The sequence below is a fragment of the Alteraurantiacibacter lauratis genome (genome assembly GCF_037154155.1).
Taxonomy (GTDB): Bacteria; Pseudomonadota; Alphaproteobacteria; order Sphingomonadales; family Sphingomonadaceae; genus Alteraurantiacibacter; species Alteraurantiacibacter lauratis.
On record NZ_JBANRN010000009.1, the window covers coordinates 40,019 to 61,581 of the forward strand.

The 21,563-nt window shown below is 67.8% G+C and carries 22 protein-coding genes; 1 reads left to right on the forward strand and 21 read right to left on the reverse strand.

The features are described from left to right. Positions 1-63: 63 nt before the first annotated feature. From WFP39_RS09565 to WFP39_RS09665, 21 genes are all read right to left on the reverse strand, one after another. The gene (locus tag WFP39_RS09565) at positions 64-819 is read right to left on the reverse strand and encodes a lytic transglycosylase domain-containing protein (RefSeq protein ID WP_336919279.1); all 756 of its coding nucleotides are present in this window, start codon (positions 817-819) and stop codon (positions 64-66) included. A gap of 3 nt (positions 820-822) precedes the next feature. Then, positions 823-1,155 carry a DUF736 domain-containing protein gene (locus WFP39_RS09570; protein ID WP_336919280.1) on the reverse strand — a complete coding sequence of 111 codons (333 nt, stop codon included), beginning with the start codon at positions 1,153-1,155 and terminating at the stop codon, positions 823-825. After that, the gene (locus WFP39_RS09575) at positions 1,136-1,714 is read right to left on the reverse strand and encodes a S26 family signal peptidase (RefSeq protein ID WP_336919282.1); all 579 of its coding nucleotides are present in this window, start codon (positions 1,712-1,714) and stop codon (positions 1,136-1,138) included. The genes WFP39_RS09570 and WFP39_RS09575 overlap by 20 nt, the downstream gene beginning before the upstream one ends. Then, positions 1,711-2,232: a DUF2840 domain-containing protein gene (locus WFP39_RS09580; RefSeq protein ID WP_336919283.1), complete on the reverse strand. Its 522-nt coding sequence runs from the start codon at positions 2,230-2,232 to the stop codon at positions 1,711-1,713. The genes WFP39_RS09575 and WFP39_RS09580 overlap by 4 nt, the downstream gene beginning before the upstream one ends. Positions 2,233-2,503: 271 nt before the next feature. Continuing rightward, positions 2,504-3,397: a replication initiator protein A gene (locus tag WFP39_RS09585; RefSeq protein WP_336919285.1), complete on the reverse strand. Its 894-nt coding sequence runs from the start codon at positions 3,395-3,397 to the stop codon at positions 2,504-2,506. Positions 3,398-3,404: 7 nt separating this feature from the next. Next, positions 3,405-3,671, reverse strand: coding sequence for a helix-turn-helix transcriptional regulator (locus WFP39_RS09590; protein WP_336919286.1), 267 nt, complete (start codon positions 3,669-3,671; stop codon positions 3,405-3,407). 120 nt (positions 3,672-3,791) lie between these two features. After that, positions 3,792-4,586, reverse strand: coding sequence for a DUF2285 domain-containing protein (locus WFP39_RS09595; protein ID WP_336919287.1), 795 nt, complete (start codon positions 4,584-4,586; stop codon positions 3,792-3,794). 142 nt (positions 4,587-4,728) lie between these two features. Then, positions 4,729-4,992: a DNA -binding domain-containing protein gene (locus WFP39_RS09600; protein ID WP_336919288.1), complete on the reverse strand. Its 264-nt coding sequence runs from the start codon at positions 4,990-4,992 to the stop codon at positions 4,729-4,731. Positions 4,993-5,131: 139 nt separating this feature from the next. Further along, positions 5,132-5,383, reverse strand: a complete 252-nt coding sequence (locus WFP39_RS09605; protein ID WP_336919290.1) for a helix-turn-helix domain-containing protein — start codon at positions 5,381-5,383, stop codon at positions 5,132-5,134. A gap of 140 nt (positions 5,384-5,523) precedes the next feature. After that, positions 5,524-5,931 carry a single-stranded DNA-binding protein gene (locus WFP39_RS09610; protein WP_336919291.1) on the reverse strand — a complete coding sequence of 136 codons (408 nt, stop codon included), beginning with the start codon at positions 5,929-5,931 and terminating at the stop codon, positions 5,524-5,526. Between the two features lie 824 nt (positions 5,932-6,755). Continuing rightward, entirely contained in the window at positions 6,756-6,923 is a 168-nt protein-coding gene (locus WFP39_RS09615) for a hypothetical protein (RefSeq protein ID WP_336919292.1), read from the reverse strand. Between the two features lie 266 nt (positions 6,924-7,189). Continuing rightward, entirely contained in the window at positions 7,190-8,260 is a 1,071-nt protein-coding gene (locus WFP39_RS09620) for a hypothetical protein (RefSeq protein ID WP_336919293.1), read from the reverse strand. Then, positions 8,257-8,979, reverse strand: a complete 723-nt coding sequence (locus WFP39_RS09625; RefSeq protein ID WP_336919294.1) for a hypothetical protein — start codon at positions 8,977-8,979, stop codon at positions 8,257-8,259. The genes WFP39_RS09620 and WFP39_RS09625 overlap by 4 nt, the downstream gene beginning before the upstream one ends. Before the next feature lie 85 nt (positions 8,980-9,064). Continuing rightward, positions 9,065-10,006: a DUF2493 domain-containing protein gene (locus WFP39_RS09630; RefSeq protein ID WP_336919295.1), complete on the reverse strand. Its 942-nt coding sequence runs from the start codon at positions 10,004-10,006 to the stop codon at positions 9,065-9,067. Positions 10,007-10,357: 351 nt separating this feature from the next. After that, the gene (locus tag WFP39_RS09635; protein WP_336919386.1) at positions 10,358-11,422 is read right to left on the reverse strand and encodes a DUF7146 domain-containing protein; all 1,065 of its coding nucleotides are present in this window, start codon (positions 11,420-11,422) and stop codon (positions 10,358-10,360) included. Then, positions 11,422-15,789 carry a strawberry notch-like NTP hydrolase domain-containing protein gene (locus WFP39_RS09640; RefSeq protein ID WP_336919296.1) on the reverse strand — a complete coding sequence of 1,456 codons (4,368 nt, stop codon included), beginning with the start codon at positions 15,787-15,789 and terminating at the stop codon, positions 11,422-11,424. The genes WFP39_RS09635 and WFP39_RS09640 overlap by 1 nt, the downstream gene beginning before the upstream one ends. Before the next feature lie 214 nt (positions 15,790-16,003). Beyond that, complete coding sequence (locus tag WFP39_RS09645) at positions 16,004-16,834, reverse strand: DUF7007 domain-containing protein (protein WP_336919297.1); 831 nt, start codon at positions 16,832-16,834, stop codon at positions 16,004-16,006. After that, positions 16,831-17,343, reverse strand: coding sequence for a hypothetical protein (locus WFP39_RS09650; RefSeq protein ID WP_336919298.1), 513 nt, complete (start codon positions 17,341-17,343; stop codon positions 16,831-16,833). The genes WFP39_RS09645 and WFP39_RS09650 overlap by 4 nt, the downstream gene beginning before the upstream one ends. 130 nt (positions 17,344-17,473) lie before the next feature. Beyond that, the gene (locus WFP39_RS09655) at positions 17,474-17,668 is read right to left on the reverse strand and encodes a hypothetical protein (RefSeq protein ID WP_336919299.1); all 195 of its coding nucleotides are present in this window, start codon (positions 17,666-17,668) and stop codon (positions 17,474-17,476) included. 145 nt (positions 17,669-17,813) lie between these two features. After that, positions 17,814-19,964: a ParB/RepB/Spo0J family partition protein gene (locus WFP39_RS09660; protein ID WP_336919300.1), complete on the reverse strand. Its 2,151-nt coding sequence runs from the start codon at positions 19,962-19,964 to the stop codon at positions 17,814-17,816. A 104-nt stretch (positions 19,965-20,068) separates the two neighbouring features. Then, a complete protein-coding gene (locus WFP39_RS09665) occupies positions 20,069-20,968 on the reverse strand; it encodes a hypothetical protein (protein WP_336919301.1) in 900 nt (299 codons plus the stop codon). A 241-nt stretch (positions 20,969-21,209) separates the two neighbouring features. Here WFP39_RS09665 and WFP39_RS09670 point away from each other — a divergent pair, with 241 nt between their 5' ends. Then, positions 21,210-21,557, forward strand: coding sequence for a hypothetical protein (locus tag WFP39_RS09670; protein WP_336919303.1), 348 nt, complete (start codon positions 21,210-21,212; stop codon positions 21,555-21,557). Positions 21,558-21,563: the final 6 nt, after the last annotated feature.

Here is a 21,563-nt window from a genome sequence, read left to right on the forward strand (position 1 = left end):
CCTTGCCCCCTTCCGACGCTGCGAAAGGCTGCGAGGGAACCCGCCACAGCGCGCCGGGGCCGCTCATCGGGGCCGCTCGCCGGACAGAGGGACGAACAGGCCGAGCGAAGGCGAGGCGACGGCGGCCATCGCGACGGAGGAGCGGTCGGCCGGCAGACGTTCGGACGGCGTGGGCGCGGCCCCGCTTTCGGCGCCTGCACCGCGATCCGAAGCGGCGTCCGAGCGCACCGGGAACAGCGCCGCACGACGCCAGGCGTGGGGATCGGACGGTGGCGCGGCGGCAAGCTGGGTGTCGCCCGCCCCGCCGGTGATCGACGCCAGCTTTGCGAGATAGGCGCGCGTCTCGGCGGGCAGCGGACGGCCGCGCGACAGGTGCTCGTCATAGCGGCCCGGCCCCGCGTTGTAGGCGGCCAGCATCGCCGTCACGTTGCCGTAGCGGTCGTGCATTTCGCGCAGGTAAGCCGTGCCCGCCATGATGTTGTCGCGGGGGTCGAAGGGATCGCGCCCGAGGCGATAGCGAGCGCGCAGCCCGGTCCATGTGGCGGGCATGATCTGCATGAGACCCCGCGCGCCAGCAGACGAAACGGCGCGCACGTCGCCGTTGCTCTCGACGCGCATGACGGCCCATATCCATGCCTCCGGGAGACCGAACCGCTGCGCCGCGTCGGCGACATGCCGACCGATCGCAGCGCCAGCGGACGATGTGGCGGTCTGCGCCTGGGCGGGTGTCGAGAAGACCGTCGCCGGCGCGCTCGCCGTGAGTGCGAGCAGCGCCAGCGCGACCGCCGGATGGCGTGATGATCGGACAGGCGCAGCCACCGATCAGCTCCGGTCTTCGCGCGGCCGGGGCCGTTTCCACGACAGCCTGAACGTCCGCCCATCGTCGTCGGCGCGGAACAGGACGGGCCGGAACACCGCCGAAAAGAGCGGGCTGTCGATCTCCAGCGCGATGTAGTTGCCGGCGCGCTCGCCGACCCGTTTCCACGCGCCGCCGACTTCGGGGCCGTCCTCGTCGTCGAGATGAATGCGATAGTCGGGCGCGTTTTCGGTGTCGGTCGGATCGAGCGCGACAAGCACGATCGCCTCGTTGATTCCGAACAGCCGGATGCGCCCGGCATAGCCGTCGCCGGTAGGTTCAAAGATATTGGTCGGCATGGCCGATCTCCTTTTCGCTGGGGGGTGAAGGCGGTGCGGCAGGCGCGCGCAGGTGCAGCGGCGTCGCCCGGCCGATGACGGCGGAGGCCGGAAGCGGGCCGAAATAGCGGCCGTCCAGGCTGTCGGGATGGTCGGGATTGAGCAGCAACAGTTCGCCCGCACCGAGCGTCCGGCAGCCCTGCCAGACCGGCAGCGGACGGCCTCGGCCGTCACGCTCGCGGGCGCTGGCGACGGGCCGGCCATCGACGCTCACTACGTCGCCGCTGCGGCACACGCGCTGTCCGGCTTTCGCCGCGACATGCTTCAGCAGCGGCAGGCCCTCGGGCAGATAGCCGCGCGCCGAGAGCCAGCGCGCCAGCCGTTCGGGCGGCGCGACAGCGACCAGCGCGCCGGTAGGCGGATCGCGGTCGGGATGGATGCGGTAGAGCCCGATCGGGGCGCTGGCGCTGGCGTTCCAGATGACGCGCGGGAGCGGATCGGCGATGGCGATGGCGACGAACGACACGGCGAAGGCCGAGGCGACGAAGGCCGTCGCCATGACATAGCGGCGGCGCGTCATCCTTCGATCTCCCGGCGCTTGAGCCAGGCGCTATGACGCTCGACCGTGTAGAGGCGCGGCTGATGGCCGGCGGCGATGCGGTTGTGGACGTGCCGCCAGTGATCGGGCGCGGCGTCGCAGGGATCGACGCCGGCCGCCTCCACCGCGTCGATGGCAGCGAGCACCTGCTGGACTTTGGGCCAGCCCTCGATCTTGAGCAGTATGTCGCCGCCCGGCCGCACGAACGGCAGCGTCGTATAGGGCTCGTTCGCCGCGACCGCGCGCACCACGTCGATGCGCGAGACGATCGTGCCGAAATCGTTCGACGCCCAGCGGACGAACGCGAAGACGGCGCCCGGACGGAAGCCGACGACGCGCGTTCGGCGCGTCAGGATGCGATCCTGGGCGACGCGGCCGAAGCGTATCCAGTGCTCCAGCTTCTTCTCGATCCAGGTCAGCTCGACATGGGTGAGGCCGTCGCGGGCGAGCGCGCTGAACGCGCCGCCGCCGCGCACGGCCGGGGGCCGGTCGTCGATCATGGGAGGTCTCCGGGGATGGGGGTCGCGATGGGTGCGGTGCGAGGCCGGCGGCTCGTCCGCCGAGCGAGCGCCGAGCCCTCGAACGGGGCCGCGCTGTCCACAGCCGCGCGCGCCGTTAGCAAGAATCCGAAGGATTCTTTTCTATTAGCACCGTTAGAGGGGGGACGATTCCGCGAGGATTTCTGCGGGTTTGCGAAGCCCGCGCGTTCCCGATAGTCCGTGTCCGGCGTTCCTGATGGTCCGAATCCGGCCGTTCCCGATAGTCCGAACCTCATGGCCAGTTCTCCACAGGCTTGAGGCCGACGCGGCGCATGGCGGCGTCGAACGGATCGACGGGGATCGGAACGAAGTTCAGCCGGTCGCGGCCGAGCGCGTGTTCGAGCGTGAGGACGTAGCCGGGGAGCGGTTGGCGCGCGACGATGGCGCGCAGCTCGAACGCGAAACGGCGGAGCGGCGAGAGCACGCCGGATTTGACGTGAAGGTGCGGAACGTCGAAGCTCCAGCCGCCTTCCTGCCGGCCGCCATGCTTGCGCACGATGCGATAGAGCCAGCGTTCGAGCCCGCCGGTCAGGTCGAAATAGGCGCGGTCGATCGTCAACACGAGCGCGCGGTCCAGCACGCCGGCATAGAACCAGTCCGGCAAGATCAGCTCGATGCCGAGCGCCCGGCCTTTGGCGTCCGCCAGCTCGCGCCACTCGTTGATCCACGAGAAGCGATGGCGGCGGCGCTGATGCTCCTGCCGGATCGAGGTGGCGACGGTGGTGGATTGCAGCCGGTCGAGCGCAGCCTTCAGCCGCTCGTAGCTGGCCTTGCCGGTCCCGCGCCGCGTGAACGCCAGAATCTCGTGCGGCGTCGTCACCATGAGGCGCGAGGTCGGCCGCCCGGCGTCACGCGCCTCGATGAGCTGGCTCGCCGCCCAGATCAGCACGTCGGCGTCCCAAATAGTCGCCATGCCATGCTCGGGCACGGCCTCGACCGAGATCCATGTCGCGCCCATGCGGAAGTCGATGGGTGTGACGCGCCTGGTCTTGGCGAGGCTGAAGAACGGCCAGGCCATCAAGTCTTGCGCGTCCCGCGGCGCAAGATCGCCGGGCACGGAACGGAACAGCTCTAGCTGCGTCCGCTCGACGCTGGACCGGCTGGAATGGGAGCGTGCGGTGCGCATGTGACGATCAGCGGCGCACGCAATCGCCGGGCAGGCGCTTGGCCGGATGAACCACGCCGTTGCCGGGATCGGAAGTCGAGCGGCGCGTGCCTAGCGCAGCCCAGGCGTCAAGGTCGTCGATCGCATAGACGATGCGGCCGCCGAGCCTGCGGAACACCGGGCCGGTGCCGAAACAGCGATGCTTTTCCAGCGTCCGGGCCGACAAACCGAGATGGATCGCCGCATCGGGCGTCTTGAGATAGCGTGGCGTGGCAGCGGCAACAGGCTCGGCCATGATGATCCTCCTGATGATGGCCGGCCCCCGAAAAGTGGGACCGGCGGACAGGAGGCGATGGTGGCGAAACCACCCCCAGCCGAAGAAGGGACACCGGCAAGGGGGTCGGAAATGTCCCCCTCAGCCGCCGCGCAGCAGCCGGATGTAGCCACCGTCGCGCAGCTCGACGGCCTCGGCGATCCATCGGTTGATGCGCTTGCGCTCGCGGCTGTCGGCCCATTCGGCGGCGCTGTAGTCGCGCACATCGTCGTCGATGAGCGCGGCGGCCAGCTCGCGGCGGGTGGCGCCAGCACGGTGGCCGTCGAGCACTTGCAGGAGGGTGAGAAGGTGCCGGCGCCGGAAGGGTGGTGGGCGCAGCGCCGGCGGGCCTGCTGCCATGCCGTTCAGGCGACGGCACAGGCGCTCGGCGGCTGCGAGGCGCGCGAAGGGATCGGGGCCGATCGGCAGCATCACGGCCATCGGTCCCTGGCACGAACCGCACATGCACAGATGTTCGTCGCCATCGCTGTCGGCGAGAATGACGTGCAGGAAGTCGCCGATCCTGATCCGCGCGCGAACGTCGCCCAGCGCCTTCATGTCGAGACATTCGGCGCCGATGCCTGCGAGCGCGGGCGCCAGGACGATACTGGCCGGCGACAGGTCGGGTCGCGCGACCGCGAGCCTGGGATCGAAAGCGGAAGCTGGCGCGGCGTGGAAGCTGATGCCCCAGCGCCGGACCAGGGCGGCGGTCGCCTCGTCGGCGGTGATCGCGCCGCGCTTCACGCGGCCGAGCGCGCGGGAATAGTCGGCGCGATAGCGGGGGTTGCGGCGGAGATAGCCGATGGCGATGTCGGAATAAGCAAGCGCGTCGTTCCCGGCCTCGTCCGGGGGCGCGCGCCAGTCCTTCTCAGGCGGCATCGAAATCCTCCCAAGCATGGCCCTCTGCGGAGCGCGTCAGGAGATGTTCTCAAGCCCGAGACTGCGGAGAAGCCCTGCCGAGCGGGCCGGCGCATAGCGGATTCAAGTCAGCGTTCTGGATGGTTTTTCCGCGCCGTCGCGGGGTCGCCGGGATCGGCTTCTACGACCCGGACGGACGCAGGAAATGACGGTAGCCGGTCTCGGTCATCCATCGGGCGCGGGCGAGATGGGAGTCATAGACCATGCGCGCGCGTTCCGGCTCGGCCGCCGGGTCGATCCCGAAGATGATCCAGACGGCCTCGCGCCAATCGGCGTTCTCAGCCGCCGCGTCGAGCAAGCGCCAATAGGTCTGATGGTGGCGCTCGTCATAGTCGGTGACATGCAGCGCGTCGGGCGCGCGATCCTCGAAAGCGCCTATCGCCATCGCCTCGTCCCGCCTTCGACTATTGCCCCCTGCACGCGCCAATTTACGGAACATACACCATAATGGAGGGAAGTAATCACACCATGCTCGCTATGACGCCATGATGACGACAGGATAATCCGGCAAGCGCAGCGGCGTGTTACTTACGCGATTCGCCCTGAGCATTGCTCACCAGCAGCACGCCCTGGCCCCGATCCGAATCGAGAAACACGATCCCCGCCGCCTCCAGCGCCTTGGCCACCTGATGCCGGGTATCTTCGCGCACAGGCAGTTCGTTCTCTGATTCGAGCCGCTTGAGCGCGGTCAGAGCTACGAGGGCCTTGTCTGCAAGCATCTCCTGCGTCCAACCAAGAAGTGCGCGAGCGGCCCGCACCTGGCGGGAAGTGATCATGCACGATCACCTCCACAACCCACGCGCCATTCGCCATGAAAACGACTATTATAGTCGTCTTGGTATAAGCGCAACTTGGGCGGAAACACCAACGAAAGAAGGCCCGGCGGCTTGCGCCGCCGGGCCTTCCGCGCCTCGGTTCAGAACGGGATGTCGTCGTCGTCGATGTCGTTGTAGGCGTCGCCGCCCGTCTGTGCGGACTTGCCCCGGCTGAGGAAGTCCACCGTCTCGGCGATGATCTCGCAGCCGTAGCGGTCGATGCCCTGCTGGTCGGTCCACTTGGTGTAGTGGATGCGGCCGCGAACCAGCACCTTCATTCCCTTCTCGCAATGCTCCTGAATGGTCTTGCCGAGGCCGTTGAAGGCGGTGACGCGGTGCCATTCGGTGTCCTGGACGCGATAGCCGTTCTCGTCCCGGAGAACCTTGCCCTCCGAATAGCGGGGGCGCGAGGTGGCGAGGGTGAAGTGGGTGATATGGGTGCCGCCCTGGGTGGAACGGCTTTCCGGGTTCTGGCCGATGTTGCCGGCGAGGATGACGATGTTCTGCATTTTAAGTCTCCGTTGCTTCAAGTCCGAGGGACCGTCCCTCCGACGAGACCCGGCCAAGACCGGCGGGAGGCGCTTGCAATCGACGCGCAGCGGAGACTCGCCCCCAAGGCCCGAAGTGGTGCGGGCAGGCGCTTCAGCGCCAACACGGTTCGGAGCCGCGGGGGTTGTTGGCGCAAACCGAACGGGCTTAGGGGATCAGTCAGTCGGAGGGGCAGTCACTCGGGCGAAGCGCCACGGAGCGATGTGCGGAACATGGCGTTCCTCGCGGGACAGAGGCACGATCAACCCGGAAAGCCGCCTGGGCGTCGCCGTCCCCTTCACCCTCGCTGCCATGCGGCCATGCCGGCGGGGGTGTTCGACGGGCGTGGACGGCCGTGTCCGGGATCTCCGATCGAGCGTCTCCGCCAAGGCCGAGGCTCGCCGGTCAGGAGCCGGGAAGGGAAAGTGCTGGTCGCGCTGTTTCACTACCCAAGGGACCGGCAGGGCGACGACCGCGGCGAAGGGATCATCGACGGGTGGACCGCCTGCCGGGGCAAGTCCGCACAGACGGGCGGCGACGACCATGACCACTATCGTCGCCATCTCCGAACCGGGGCGCGGGAGGCCGGCGAAGCGGCGGCCTTTCCTTCGATTGGTCTTCCGCCGGGTTGTCGATCAGGGAATGGCGCGCGAGACGGCGGCATCGGTCCCGCCCGCCGACCGCGATCCTGCCGCGCTATATAAGGAAGGCTCGCGGGGCGCTCGGCCCGGTGTATCGTCTTGCCAATTGACGGGGAACGCCTTCGGCGCGTTCGTCGGCGCCGAAGGCGGACGGAGCGCGGCGATCACCGCGCGAAGGGATCGTATTCGTGAACGATGCTGCTGGTGTCGCCGTCGAACTCACGCGCCTCGACGACACCGAACAGGCGGTCGCCGATTCTGATGACGACGATGGAGGTCATCAGTGTCCGGGCGAGGTTCCATGCGTGGGACTGAGCGATTTTCAGGGACATTGATCCGGCTCCTGTCTTTCGGAGTGGGGACCATCCCCGCTCGACAGGCGCCCGAAGTGTCGGGCGGACGGCCGCAGTCACCGCACAGGCGAAGCCTGGCGGCCGCACGCTTGCGTAGCGGACCCTTCAGGGTTGATGGCGTCAGGCCATCCGTCAGACCAAGGGTAACGCCTCAAAGAGCGGGGATGGTGCGCGCGGAGATTGGAGCTGGATGTCGCCTTTCGCCAAATCGCTTCAGCCCATCTCAGACCGGATGCCCGGTGCGCCTATTCGCCGGCGCTCTCGTCGGTTTTCAAAGCGGATGGCTCGATCTTGCCGAGCCAAAGAGGCAGCTTGCTGTTAGGGAAATCCCATTCGGCCAGGGGCGCGAACCACTCGGGCGCGGCTTCGCCGTTGAGCTGGATGACGTGATCGCCATCGACGGTTTGCTGCGCAAAGAAGCGCGTGAAGATTCGGCTCGCCCAGCCGATGCCGTCAAATCCCTGGTCCGATGGCTCAACCGGATTCGAGACGAACTCGACACCCGCGATGCCCCCATCGTCCATGATCGCGAACGGCCCCTCGACCGACCAGTCGCCATAAAGGAACAGCACCTCGGCGAGTTTGCGGTCCTTCGGATCGACCAACTCGGTGTCGCCGCTGAATAGCTTGGCGGAGCCAATGACGAAATTGGCCAGGCCGTCATCGTTGAGTGTGCGGGGCATGTCGGTCGCCGCGCCGAGAACGAGCCGCAGCGGTGGCCTGGTCATGATGATGACTTCACCGATCCGGCCGAACTCGTTTGCGACTAGCGCCTCCTGCATCTCAATCCGAAGCCCGCCATCGGGACGCCGGAAACGCTCTGGCGAGATCACGGTCCAGATACTCCAGAGCGACCAGAATATCGCGATCTTCAAAGGCGAGCCCACGGCGCCCGCATAGGCTTCGAGCGAGGCGAGATAGGCGGCGGTCATGGTCGTCTGCTGACGCAAAGGGTCTTTGCACCGCACGTTCTTCACCTCGACCAGCCACTGGTCGCCATCGTTCAGAACGATGCGGAAGTCCGGCGCGCGGTAGGCCCCAGGGGGATGAACGCGACCCGCATCCTCCGATTTGAGCAGGTGGAACTTGCCCAGGCTCAGGACCGTGGCCTCGAACAGCCGCTCTGTGCGCGATCCGTGAATCAACGCAGGGTCGGCCAAAGCCTCTTGCAGCCTTTGCGCTGCATCGTGGGTAAACCGTTCAATCAGGGAGGGATCGTTGAGGGCAAGCCGCTGGTCGCGCGCGAAGGCGGCGACCGACGCGAGGAGGTCAAACGCCTTGGGCCGGGATGGCCGCGAGCCTGGACTGTGGGTCATCGCGCTGGGGCGGCTGTCGTCGCCTGCCGTTGCGTCCTCAGCCGCGCCACATGGGGCTCCATTCGTTTGAGGACGGCTTGCGTGCCGGTCTCGGTCAACCACCAAGCGCCGGCGCCGACATTCGCCTGAACGCAAAGTTGGTCGAAGGCCGCCAGATCGTCATCTGAAGGGACGCGCCCGAAATACAGCTCGGCGAGGTCTTCGCGCGAACTTGAATAGCCGCCATAGGCATGGATCGACGCTTGATCCAACGAGGCGATTTCGAGGACGACTTCCTTCTGACTGTCTCCATATCGTCCGATGCCGTCGCCGTAATAGGGGATCTGACCCCGGTGGCGTTCGCAGGCGTCATGGAAGTCAGCGTCGGTATAGAGCGCGGATAGATTGACGACGACGGAAGCTGCCGGTGGATGCAGCTTGAAGATCACGCCGCGAAGCCCCTCGGGGGGCACCCCGCCTTTGAAGGTCTTGGCGATGCCGAGGTCGGTCGTCCACGCCGCGGTTGTTTCGGGGAGGCGGTTGTCCGCGAGGAGCTGCCACACACGGTCTTTCTTATGGGCTTCCTGGCGATAGCAGGGACCGTCCCAGGTGCAGAATGACGATGGCAGTCCCGCACATGCCTTTTTCAGCGCCGCGCCTCGCTTGACCTTGGTGTTGTGGTCACCACCGCGCTGCCAATCGCTGACAGCCTGCACAATCTCCAAGGTGAATGTCGCCACAAATGCTCCCCTATACCGGCGTCTGACTTGGACTATCGCCCGCGCGGCGTTCCCGAAACATAGATATGATAGCACAAGGCGGCGCTTACGCGCCGCCGAGGTGCCGGAAATCCCAGACGTTGATGCCCATCGCCTTGGCCTTGTCGCGCAGATTGTCCTGAATGCCGGTGCCGGGAAGGACGATGACGCCCTTGGGCATGGTCTCCAGCACTTCGTCATTGCGCTTGAACGGCGCGGCCCTGCCGTGTTTGTCCCAATCGGGCTCGAAAGGAACGGACGGCACGCCGCGATTGTCGGCCCACAGGACCGCGATGCGTTCGCCGCCTGTTCTGGTCGCGCCATGCAACAGCACCATGTCGGGGAACTTCGCCTTGAGCTTGTCGAGCATGGCGTAGATGAACCCGACATCGTTGAAGCCGATGCCCGACGAGACCGCGATGCGGGTGCCGGGCGGCACGAGCACCTGCTTGTCGGCCCATTTGCGCGCATTGATGAAGTCCTTGCTGGCGACCACGGCCGAGGTCAGCGCCTTGCGGTTGACCTTCGAGCCGGAGCGCGGCGTCCAGGGCTTGCGGATATGGGTGCGGAACTGCTCGGCGCAGGCATCGCGGAAGAACTCCATCGCGTCCCTGCGTTCGATCATGGTCGCGCCCTCGCGCAGCAGCCGCTCCAGCTCGACCGACTTCACCTCGGAGCCATCCTGTTCGCGCTGGCTGCGCTTCTGGGCGAACTCGTTGTCGTCCAGCTCGCGCCCGATCCGTTCGCCGGCGCGCTGGAAGACGTTGGTGAGGTGCCAGAGCAGGTCTTCAAGGTCGGGTTCGAGCCGAGTGTCGATCAGGCACGAGACCATCGCGTCGAAGATGTCAGCGACTGCGCCTTCGGCCGAGCGAGCGTCGGGAAGCGGCCGCTGGTCGGGCTCGTCCTCGAAGGGCCGGTATCCGTAAAGGGCCATCTCCTGAAGCAGGTAGGCGGTGGGGGATTCCTCGTGCTCGGGTTCATGTTCGGGAAGCGGATTGTCGGTTGTCATAATGACGCCTTTCATCGGTTGACCGCGCCCTTCGCGGCCTTCGCAGGCGTCGAAAGACGGCGGGCGAACCGGGCCTGCACCCCCATCCCGCGCCTCCGCGCGGGTGGGGGCCAAGCATCGCGCTGGACGGCAGGGCGGCGGCTAATTTGCTTCGCGATGCAAAGCGGCCGCTCGCGGCCGCGGCGGAAATTAGCCGCCGAACGCCGTTGCCGGGCCGGGGCGGCTGTCGTCCCGAACGCCTCTCAAGAAGGCAGCAAGGGCGTGGTCTCTCCGATGACCAGCAGCGTTATCGCAACCGACAGGCCGCACCTTCCCGAACCCCGAGCCGAACCCCCCGCCGCCTTTCCGGCTTCAACCCGAGATGGCCAGGAACCGGCCCGCATCCTCGGGGACGAGCTGCGTGCCGAGGTGCGATCGCAACCGCTCGGCCCCGATCAGGCGCAGATCCTCGTTGAAATCGCCGAGCATGGGCGAGAGCGGCACGACCTCGATCCCGGCCGGCGAAGCCCGCTCGGTCAACCTCGCCAACGCCGCGTCGCCGGATGGATCGTCGTCGCGAGCGACATAGAGGCGCCGAAGCGCAGGCGGGAACAGGATGGCCGCGAGGTGGGACGAGGATAGAGCGGCGATCATGGGCATTGCGGGCATGATCGAACGCAGGGACAGGATGGTTTCGATGCCTTCGCCAGCGGTCATCACCCTGTCCGCTCGCCCGAAACGGACGCCGTGCCCGAGAAGGAAACCCATTGCGCGCCGAGGCGTCGCCACCGGGGCCTTCGTCGATGCAGCAGGGTCGATCCAGGTGCGATGAACGCCGGTGATCGCGCCGTCGAGATCGGTGACGGCGGCAATCATGGCGGGCCATGCCCGACGAGTTCCGGGCAAGTCCTTCCGCGACGGGGTGTAGTAGCAGCGCGGATGGAAGCGCAGGGGATCGTCGGTCCGCAAGCCGGTGATCGCACGGCGATGCAGATAGGCTTGAACGACCGATCCACGGACAGGCAGGGAGGCGGCGAACAAGCGCCTGGCGGCTTGGGGCGAGCCCGTGGGCGCCTTCGGCTCTCGCGCGGGATGCGGACCATCTGCGCAAGGCTCGGGATGCGGCAGGCTGAGGAAGTTCCGGGCCTCGTCCAGTGTGTCGCGGAGATGCGCATGGCCGCAGGCGAGCGCGATGATGTCGAGCAGGTCGCCATGCTCGCCTGTCGCGGCATCGGTCCATTTTCCGGCTGCGCCCCGTCCGTCCTCCGTGCCCCAGAGTCGCACATAGAGGCTGCGCCCCGGCGTGTTGTGGGCATCGCCGACCAGCCAATAGCGGCCTTCGCGATGCCCCTTCGACAGGTAGTGGCGGCACACCGCCTCGGCCCGATCGCCGAGACGGTGCGCCAACTCGCCTGCCTGATCCGACAGCCGGCCCATCACGCGGCCGTCCGGTCGGCGATGCGCTGGAGCGGCCATCGCTTCATGATCCGTTCCAGCACCGCGACGCCACTGGCATTGACCGGCACGAACATGCGCAGCTTCCACGAGATGATTTCGTGGAACAGGCCGTATGCGGTCAGCCGCTCGCGCATGGGGTCGGTAAAGCCGGTCAGCTCGATCCGGTAGGCGTTCATGACGCGCACACGGCGAAGCTGAAGGCCCTCGGCCAGGTCGAGGATGGTGTTGCCGTCCATCAGCGCGGCAAAGGCGGCCTGCGGGTCGAGGGTCGGAGCATTGTCGTTGGCGGTTGCCGTCGCCACCCAGGCTGGCGACACACGGCGGCCGACGATCCGCTCGCCGTCATCGGTCTGGAGCCGATAGACGCGCGTGGATTCGTTGGGCAGGCGCTTCCAGATCGGGAGCAGCAGGCCGGTAACGATGTGCATGGTGCTGGTGGCGAACTCCGGCACCTCGGCCAATTCCGCCTCCCAGGCGCGGGCGAAGTCGGCGCGGCTCGCTTCGCGCCATTGCGTCTGCCCCATCGCCTCCAGCGGCATCGGCAACGATTCCATCGGCCGGACCAGCCGCACGCGGCTTTCGATGCTACCGTCGTCGAGCATGACGCCCTTTGTCGGTATCTGCACGGCCGCGCGGCCGGATTGGGCGTTGACCAGCAGGACCGCACGCGGGTCCGAAAGCCGGTCGAGCGCGTCGTCCAGCGCGAGCGGCCGATTGCGGTCCTTGCGTTCGATCGTCAGCAACCTCGTCTCCGCCGTGGTGCCCGGATGCGTATAGATGGTGCTCCGGTCGGCAATCGTGAAGCTCTCGGCCTGTAGCGTCTCCAGACCCAGCTCGTAGGTTCCCGACGCGATGGCCCCCTCGATGCGGGCGGTCAGCAAGTCCTCGAACGCCGTGAACAGGATGTTCTGGAGGTCGATGGTGAGCGCCAGCATCCGGTTGAGAAAGGTGGTGATCGGCGGCAACTCGTCCTTGAGGCCGGTGTCGTCGCGCAGGCTGAGACCCGTCGCTTCCTCGAAAGCGAGCAGCGAGCAGCCCTCCACCTTGCCCGCAAACAGTAGCCGATAGAGCTGGCGCAGCGCGTCGCGCGCATATTGCGATTCCAGATTGTCCTTCGGCCGGAACAGTCCCTGGCCGCCGGTCTGCCGCTGGCCGCGGGTGATCGCGCCCAGCGTGTCGAGACGGCGGGCGATGGTTGAGATGAACCGCTTCTGCGCCTTCACGCCGGTCGTCACCGGCCGGAACAGCGGCGGCTGCTTCTGATTGGTGCGGTTGGTGCGGCCGAAGCCCTGGATGGCGTTGTCGGCCTTCCAGCCCGCCTCCAGCAGATAGTGGACGCGCAGGCGCTGGTTCCGCGCGCCGAGGTCGGCGTGATAGCTGCGGCCGGTCCCGCCCGCGTCGGAGAAGATGAGGATGCGCTTGGCGTCGCTCTGGAAGGCGTCGGTCTCGCCGACATTGGCCGAGCCCGGCCGGCTCTCGACGACATAGCGGTCGATGCCGTCCGAGCCGCGCCGCTTGACGATCCGGCGTGAGCGCCCCGTCACCTCGGCCACAAGATCAGTTCCGAAGTGGTGGATGATCTGATCGAGCGCGGCCGGCACGGGGGCCAGCGAGGCCAGGCGCTCGATCAGCCGGTCGCGGCGCGCGGCGGCTTCGCGGGATTCGACGGGATTGCCGTCCGCGTCGGTGACGGGCCGCGAGGACAGGTTGCCCTCGTTGTCCGTGAACGGCTGGTAGAGCTGCACCGGGAAGCTGTGTTCGAGATACGACAGGACATATTCGCGCGGCGTCACGTCAACGCGAACATCGTCCCATTCCTCGGTCGGGATGTCGGCCAGCCGGCGTTCCTGCAACGCCTCGCCGGTCGAGACGATCTGGACGACGGCGCTATGGGCGGCCTCCAGATCGCGCTCGATGCTGGCGATCAGCGAAGGCGTCTGCATCGCCGTGATGAGGTGATTGAAGAACCTCTGCTTCGCCGACTCGAACGCGCTGCGCGCCGCCGACTTGGCCTGGGCGTTGAGTGTGCCGGTCGCGCTGGTGATGTTCGCGGCCTTCATCGCCGCATCCAGATTGTTGTGAATGATCTGGAAAGCGCCCGCGTAGGCGTCGTAGATGCCGATCTGCGCCGGGGTCAGCGCATGTTCGAGCATCTCGTATTCCACGCCGTCGAAGGACAGCGAGCGGGCGGAATAGAGGCCGAGCGCCTTCAAGTCGCGCGCCAGCACCTCCATCGCCGCGACACCGCCGTCTTCGATCGCCGCGATGAACTCGCTGCGGGTGGCGAACGGGAAATCCTCGCCGCCCCACAGGCCGAGGCGCTGGGCGTAGGCGAGGTTCTGCACGGTGGTCGCGCCGGTCGCGGAGACATAGACGACGCGCGCATCGGGCAGAGCGTGCTGGAGCCGAAGCCCCGCGCGGCCCTGCTGCGAGGGCGCCTGCTCGCCGCGGTCGCTGGTGCCGCCGGCCGCGTTCGCCATCGCGTGCGCCTCGTCGAACACGATCACGCCGTCGAAGTCGGCGCCGAGCCAATCGACGATCTGCTGCACGCGGCTCGCCTTCTCGCCGCGCTCCTGCGAACGGAGCGTGGCGTAGGTGGCGAACAGCACGCCCTCGTCGAGCGTGATCGCGGTGCCCTGCCGGAAGCGCGAGAGCGGCGTCACCAGCAGGCGCTCCTGGCCGAGCGCCTCCCAATCGCGCATCGCGTCCTGATGCAGGGTTTCGGAACGGCTGACCCACACCGCGCGGCGGCGGCCCTTCAGCCAGTTGTCGAGGATGATGCCCGCGACCTGGCGGCCCTTGCCCGCGCCGGTGCCATCGCCGAGAAACCAGCCCCGGCGGAAGCGCACGGCGTCCTGTGCATCATCGGGCGCGGCGGTGACGACATCCCAGCTATCATCGACCGTCCAGGCCCCGGCGAGGTGTCCGCTGTGCGCTTCGCCCGCGAGGATGACGGATTCGAGCTGCGCGTCGGACAGGACGCCATCGGCAACTAGGTTCGCCGGCAGGATCGGCCGATAGCTCGGCCGGGGCGGCGGGACCGAGGCCATTGCCGCGGACTGGACCAGCGGCGTCGGATGCGCCCTGGCGCCGTCGATGCGTAGCGATTGGAGCGCATAGGGCTCGTAGATGGCGTCGGTCAGGCGGCCGGCTTCGGCGGGCGTCCAGTCGATCGCGTCATAGGCCAGCTCCGCCGCTTCGGGCAGCTTGGCCGGCGCAGCGGCCGGAACCGGCGCGGCATGACGACGGCGCGCGGGCTTTGCCGACATCGCCCGCATGGCGACCGGCACCGCAACGGACAGGGCGGGCGGCGGCGTGTCGGGACCGGACCCGCGCGGCGGAACATGATCGAGCACCCAACCGAGCAGAGTCGCGGTATCCGGCGCAACGCCGGGCGAGGCCGGGAAGACGGAAGGTTCGTCAGCCGGAACGCGCTCGATGACGGTCAGGCGCGTGTCGATCGTCGTGCCGTGCTTGGCATAGACCCGGCCGTCGATCGCCGCCGAGAACAAGACGCGGCCCCGTTCCTGAAGCTGGGCGAAGGATTCGGTCCAGGCGGGATTGTCGGGCGCGCAGCTCGCCCCGGTGATCGCGACCAGGCGGCCGCCCTCCGCGAGACGGGCCAGCGCCGAGCCGATATGGCGCAGGGCTGCGTCCTTCATGGTCCGATCGACATGCGCAACGGCCGAGAAGGGCGGGTTCATCGCCACCACGCTCGGCACGATGTCCGCGCGCAGATAATCATGGATATGCGCGGCATCGTGGCGGGTGACGGGGCAATCGCCGAACAGGCCAGCGAGCATCTCGGCGCGGATCTCGGCCAGCTCGTTGAGAATGAGGGCCGCGCCGCGCGTCTCGGCCTGGATGGCGAGCAGGCCGGTGCCGGCGGACGGTTCGAGCACCACGTCGCCGGGCCGGATCGCGGCCGCGACAGTAGCGACGAAGCCGAGTCCGGCCGGCGTCGAGAACTGCTGGAACGCCTGGGACGTTTCCGACCGGCGGGTATGGGTGGGGAGCAACGCCGCCACCTTCTCGATCATCGCCAGCGCGGCGACGGGCGACGCGGACTGGCGGAGGATGACGCTGCCGTATTTGCGCAGGAACAGAACCTGCGCCGCCTCGCAGGCGTCATAGGCGGTTTTCCAGTCCCAGGCGCCGTCGGCGTCGGAGCCGCCGAACGCGGTCTCCATCGCGGTGCGCAAGGCGCGCGCGTCGATGGCGCGGCCCCGTTCGAGGTCGGGAAGGATGAGCGCAGCGGCGGAGAGGATCGACCGCGCGGTCGCGGCGAAAGCAGGCGCGACGGGAAGCGGCGCCGCCGGACGGGCGACGGGAGCAGCAAGAGTCATGGCGAATGTCCTTGGAGAGCCGGAAGGGAACGGGCCGCCGGACGCTCTCTCTCGATCCGGCCGACCCGCCCGCTTCCGGCCCCCCTCTCACTCTCGGGAGATGCCGAAATCCTCCGAGATCAGGCGCAATCGTGCCGAGAGACCGGCTCTCGAAGGCCGACAAAAAAATGGCCCGCCGCCGGTCTCGTTCGGCAGCGGGCCTGAAATGGACGGGTCAGGCCGCGAAGGCGGTGGGACCGTCCCAGATGTCGTGCCTGGCCTCGTCGATCACGAAGCCATGCGGTTCGCAGCGATACTCGCCGGCGGGAACCAGATAGCAACGCCGCGATCCCGCCCGGTCGCCGCCGAGCGTGGCGATGCACTCCACGAACCCCGGCCGCACATCGGAGCGGATCGCGGATACGACGATCCAGTCCTGAGCGTGGGCCACCTCGAATAGGCGACGATCGTTCATGAAGGATTCGCCGGGCGCAAGGGCGCGGCCGTGGATGGCTTCCCAGCGTTCGGGGAAGGTGTCGCGCAAGGTCTTCTCGGCGATGCGCCGCTCATAGGCCGTGAACAGCTCAGGGAAGCCGAACGCGACCAGCGCCCAATCGCAATCCTCCTCATACCAGCCGCTCTCGATGCGCAGTATGGCGGGCATGGTGGCGTTGCGGGTGTCGTCGAGATTGAAGCCGCCGTGGCCGGCCGTGGAGTGGAAGACCACGCCCTCGGCATAGACTTCGGCGCCCTGCGACCATTCCCACGGCGTCCAGACGCCGTTGCCGGGTTCGTGGGTGCGGCCGAGCGCATGGACCTCGCGCCGATGCTGGACCAGCTCCTCGACATGGGCGCGAAACGCCGCCTCGTCCGGGACCGTGCCCATGCCGCCGTAGAATTGGGCTTGCGTCCATTCGGCGATAGGCTGGCCGAGGCGCCACGCATTCTTGATGCGCAAGCCCTCGGAGACCGGAACGGCGAGATAGGCGTTATCACCGAGCCGCGCCGCCAGATGACCATCGGCGGTGCGACCATAGACGGCCTCAATGGCAGCCGCGCCGCTCATGCCGCCCTCCCGAGGGTCACGGCTTCGTCCTCGCCGACGATCTCGGCAATAGGGTCACAATAGCGGTTCTTCGCCATCCATGCCTCGGCCTCGGCCATGTCGGACGCGAGGCGGTGCAGCTCGACCCGGCCGCCGCGCCGCGAAAGCACGCGGACCATGCCGGGCGCGGGACGTTCGAGAATCTCGAAGCGAAGATCGGTCGTGGCCTGGAAACCCCGGTTCACGACCATGACGATCGTGCCGTTCGAGCCGTAGTTGCCGAGGTGCAGCGTGAAGGTGGCGGGAAACGGCCTGTCGCCGAGCGTGCAAGCGGCCGACTTCTCGACCAGACGGCCCGTGTCGTTGCGGTTCTTCCAGGCGGACAGCTTGCGCCGGAAGCGTTCGGGCGGTCGCGGCGTGCCATCGAAAAAGCGCAGCGTGGTGCCGAGCGGAACGGCGTCCACGACAGCGTGACCGTCGAGGACCGACGATACGGCCGCGCGCGAGGGATCGTGGATGTTGTCGGACATGGTGTGTCTCCGGGAGAGCGGGAAAGGAGCGAGCCGTCCGGCGCTCTCTCTCAATCCGGCCGGCTCACCCGACCCCGGCCTTCCTCGCGCTCTGGCCGCCGGCCCCATGACGGGACCGGCGGCGCGCGGCTCAGTCGGTGAGCGACCCGGCCGCGATGTCGGCGATCCAGGAGGCGGCCTCGTCGAAATCGGCGTCGCCGTCTTCGACCTGCCGCGCCAGCGCGACGGCGCCCGAGCGGCCGAGCTGTCCGAGACGCTGGATGGCGGCGAGCAGAACGGGCGCGAGCGTGTCGGCGTCCGCCAGTGCGATGTCGTCGATCTTCATGGGATTCTCCTATGTTGAGGGTGAAAGCCGTCCGGTCGGAAGTGGCCCGTCGGCCATGCGAAAAGGCCCGGCGCTCGGCCGGGCCGGTGATCGGTGCCAAGAAAAAGGGGCGGAGCGGCCGAAACCGCTCCGCCCCGAATTGCCGCTATTCCGCCGCGATGGCGTAAGCCGAGTCCTGCTCGTCCTCCTCGCCGTCCTCACCGAGGAACGCCGGGAGCGCCTCGCCGTCCGCCGAAGCATCGGCGATCGGCAGGACGGGTTCGAGGTCCGGCATCCGCAGCGGCTCGGGGAGCCAGCCGGCATCGGCGAGCAGCCGTTCGGCTTCGCGGGCCATGTCGCCCTTCTTGAGGTGGTCGATCAGGCCAGCCTTCTGCGGCTCGGTGCCTTCGGAGACCGCTTCGAGGATGCGCGGCTTGGTGACGCGGCCGAGATAATTCTCGACCGTCGGCCGCCAGCCCGTCGCCGCCATGTCGAACCCGATGGCGCGGGCCAGCACATTGGCGTGCTCGATTCGGCGCGCGACGCCATGCGCAGAGACGCGGCCGCCGCCATGCTTGGGGACCGGCTCCCACAGCGCGTTCACCGAATAGGCCGCGCAATGGGCGAACAACGCCGCCTGATCGGCGCCGTCGAGCTGCTGGATCGCATCCCAGGCATCCTTGTCGGACTTGGGCAGGCGCGCTTTCCAGGCCGCATGGCGCTCGTCCATCGCCTTCGCCGCCGGGCTTTCCCTCAGGCCCGGAGCCTGGAACGGGAAATAGACGCGGCCGACCGACAGCTCCAGGCAGCTCTCCGTGCGCACCTGATAGAAGGTGGTGAGCACCATCGCGTGCAGCACGGCGGCGAAGGCCACCGCCGGGTTCTGCGCGAAGGCGTCCTGCAAGGCGACCGTCCGGGAAGCGGTCAGCTCGGCCACCAGCCTGTCCGGCAGCGGCTTGATGATCTCGTCATCATCCTCGTCGCTGTCGGTCGCAACGGCCACCGAGACGGATTCGCCATCGACGCTCGCCACAGCGGGCTGCGCTTCGGCTTCCGCCGGCTCGTCGCCGGACGCCTGCGACACCGCATCGGCTTCCTCCCCGGTTGCGTCGTCGGTCTCGTCTTCGGGCTCATCCTCGGGCAGCACCCAGCCCCGGTCGATATAGAGCGAGCCGTCCTGCTCGATGCCGACGAACACGCCCGCGCGGGCCTGCTCCCCGGAATCGTAGGTGAAGCGGCCCCTGGACAGAACGCCCATTTCCACGTCGATCGCGTTGAGGCGGGCTTCGACCTCGGACGGGACATCGCTCTTGCCCGACCACTGATCCTCCAGCGCGTCCGCCTCGGCATGAAGCTCGGCGATGCGTGCCTCGTCCGCCTCGGTCGGCGGCTCGCGGATAGCGTCGATCTCCCGGCAGTCCTCGTCATAGCCATAGGGCAGGTCGATCAGCGCCTCGACCCATTTCCAGCCCTCGGCCTTGATCGTCTCCGCTTCGGCGTCGAGCTTCTCGGCGACCAGGCGGTCGAGCAAGGCGGGATCGGACACCCAGCCGCCGTCGTCGGGCTCGAACAGGTCGCGCGTCGGCGTGATGCCGCCCGCCGCGGTATAAGCGTCGAGACCGACGAACCGCACGCGCCTGTCCGAAACGGGCACCATGTCTTCGGTCAGCCTGTCGCGGATGAAGCCCGGTGACTTGTTGACGCTGTGGTCGAGCTGCTTCCAGAGTTGCTCCTGGCGCTTATGGTCTTCGCTGACGGTGAACGCCATGAGCTGATCGAGCGTCATGTCGCCCGCGGCATAAACTTCGTGCAGCTTGGGCGAGACCGAAGCGAGCTTGAGACGCTGACTGACGACGGCCGGCGTCACGCGGAAGTGCGCGGCGATGGCCTGCTCGCGCTCGCCCTTGTCGTGAAGCACCTTCATGCCGCGGAACTCGTCGAGCGGGTGAAGCGGCTCGCGTTCGGTGTTCTCAGCGAGCGAATCTTCTTCGGCGAGGACCGGATCGTTCGCCGCCTTGACGACACAGGGGACCAGCGCGTCCTTGTCCATGCGCTTGCGCTTCACGAGGATCGCCAGCGCGCTGTAGCGCCGACCGCCGGCCGGCACCTCGAACATGCCGGTTTCGTTACCGTCGGCGTCGAGCTGGGGCCGGACACTGAGACCGCTCAGAAGCGTGCGGCGCGCGATGCTGTCGGCGAGGTTCTCGATGGTCACGCCGTTCTTCACGCGGCGGACGTTGGATTGGGACAGGATCAGCTTGTCGAAGGGAATATCCCGCGACGGGCTGAGAACGATCTTGGGGGCAGCTTTTGCCATGTCGGTTACTCCATGACGGGCCGCCGGGAGACACTCTCTCGGCTACCCAGCCCGTCACGAAACCGAAGGCCCCCCTCTCACTCTCTCGATGTGCATGGCGGCCGTTACACGCCGCACATGCCCTCGCACTCGTTGCCCCAGAGATCGAGCTGGCCGCGATCGGCCGGCGTGCTGAGGTCCGCCTGGTCGAGCGGCACCGCCGAACGGTGCAGATAGACCTCGCCCCGGATGCCGCGCAGGCCGGTGCGGATCGCCTGATCGACTTCCACCGCCTCGGCCCAGGCTTCGGGATCACGGTCGCGGATCTCGCGCCAGCGCATGTCGGAATGGAAGGGACAGCCGACGCAGGCGCTCTTGGGCGGGATCGGATAGTCATGCCGTTCGAGCCAGCGCAGGCAGTCGTGCCGCGACATGCGTTGCTCGATGAGCGGCCAGCGGTTGACCTGCCACGCCTCGAAGGACGGCTTCATGCGGATCAGCTCGTCGAGCGAAATGCCGATCCATTGCTCGACGACGGGATGGTCGGGCGAGCGGCGGCGGGTCAGGCCGACCAGCTCGCGGACCTTCCGGCGAATGGGGACGATCTTGTAGTCCTTGGTGCATTGGCGCCGGATCATGCCGACCTCGATGCGGCCGCGTTTCACCGTGCGGGTGAAGGCAGGGATCGAGGCCCAGCGTTCGCCGCCGCCGGCCCGCAGCAGGTCGGCCCGGATGTCGCCGGCCGAGACGATATGCACCGGGAAGGGCAGCACGTTGGGCGACATGAGCCAGGCGAGATGCTCGCGCACGGCGCGCGGCTCCCAGCCGGTGTCCGCGAAGATGGCGCAATCGGGCATCGGCCCGACCTCGCCGTGGGCAGCCATCAGCGCCAGGGTGGTCGATTGGACGCCCGCGCCCAGGCTGAGCACGCGCAATCGGACCCGATCGCGGGATGGATTCTGGCCGAGGGTGATAAGGCCCGCCGGATCGTAGCCGGTGCGGGCGGCGGTGGTGGTAAGCGCCATCGCGTTTCTCCGCGACGGGCCGGCAGGGGCCGCTCCCTCTGCCTCGTGAGCCCGTCACGGCGGCCGGGCCGGGCTCTCACTCTCAGCGGGGGCGTTGCGGGGGCTGCGGCCCCCGCAGAAGGGGTAGCGGGAGACCGCAAGGGCTCCCGGTCAGGGGAAGGCTTTCCCCTCAGCCTTCTCGGCTCTTGCCCAATGTTCTTAATGTGTTCCACAATGCAGCTTTGCGAATCGAGGAACGGATATGAGCGTGACGATCTGCGGCGAGGACCGCGCGAGGTTGAAAATCATGGGCGACATTGAGGCCGAGCTGGCGGTGCCCGAGGATTCCGATGGGCGCTGCTGGATCAGCGTTTCGGACGGCACCTTGATCGAGGCGGCCTATGGCGAGGGCGATGCCTGCCGCTTCAAGGTCAGCGAGGAAGGCGCCGGCATCACGCGGATTCAGCGCGATGGCGCAAACGATGTGCTGCGCCTGGACTGGCGGGTGGAATGGGTCGCGGTGGCGGCGGCGGGAAGCGCAGCCCGTTCAGCGGAGGCGAGTGATCCCCTGCCTGTCTTCCCTGACCTGTTCAACAAATTGGGTGGATGATCGACG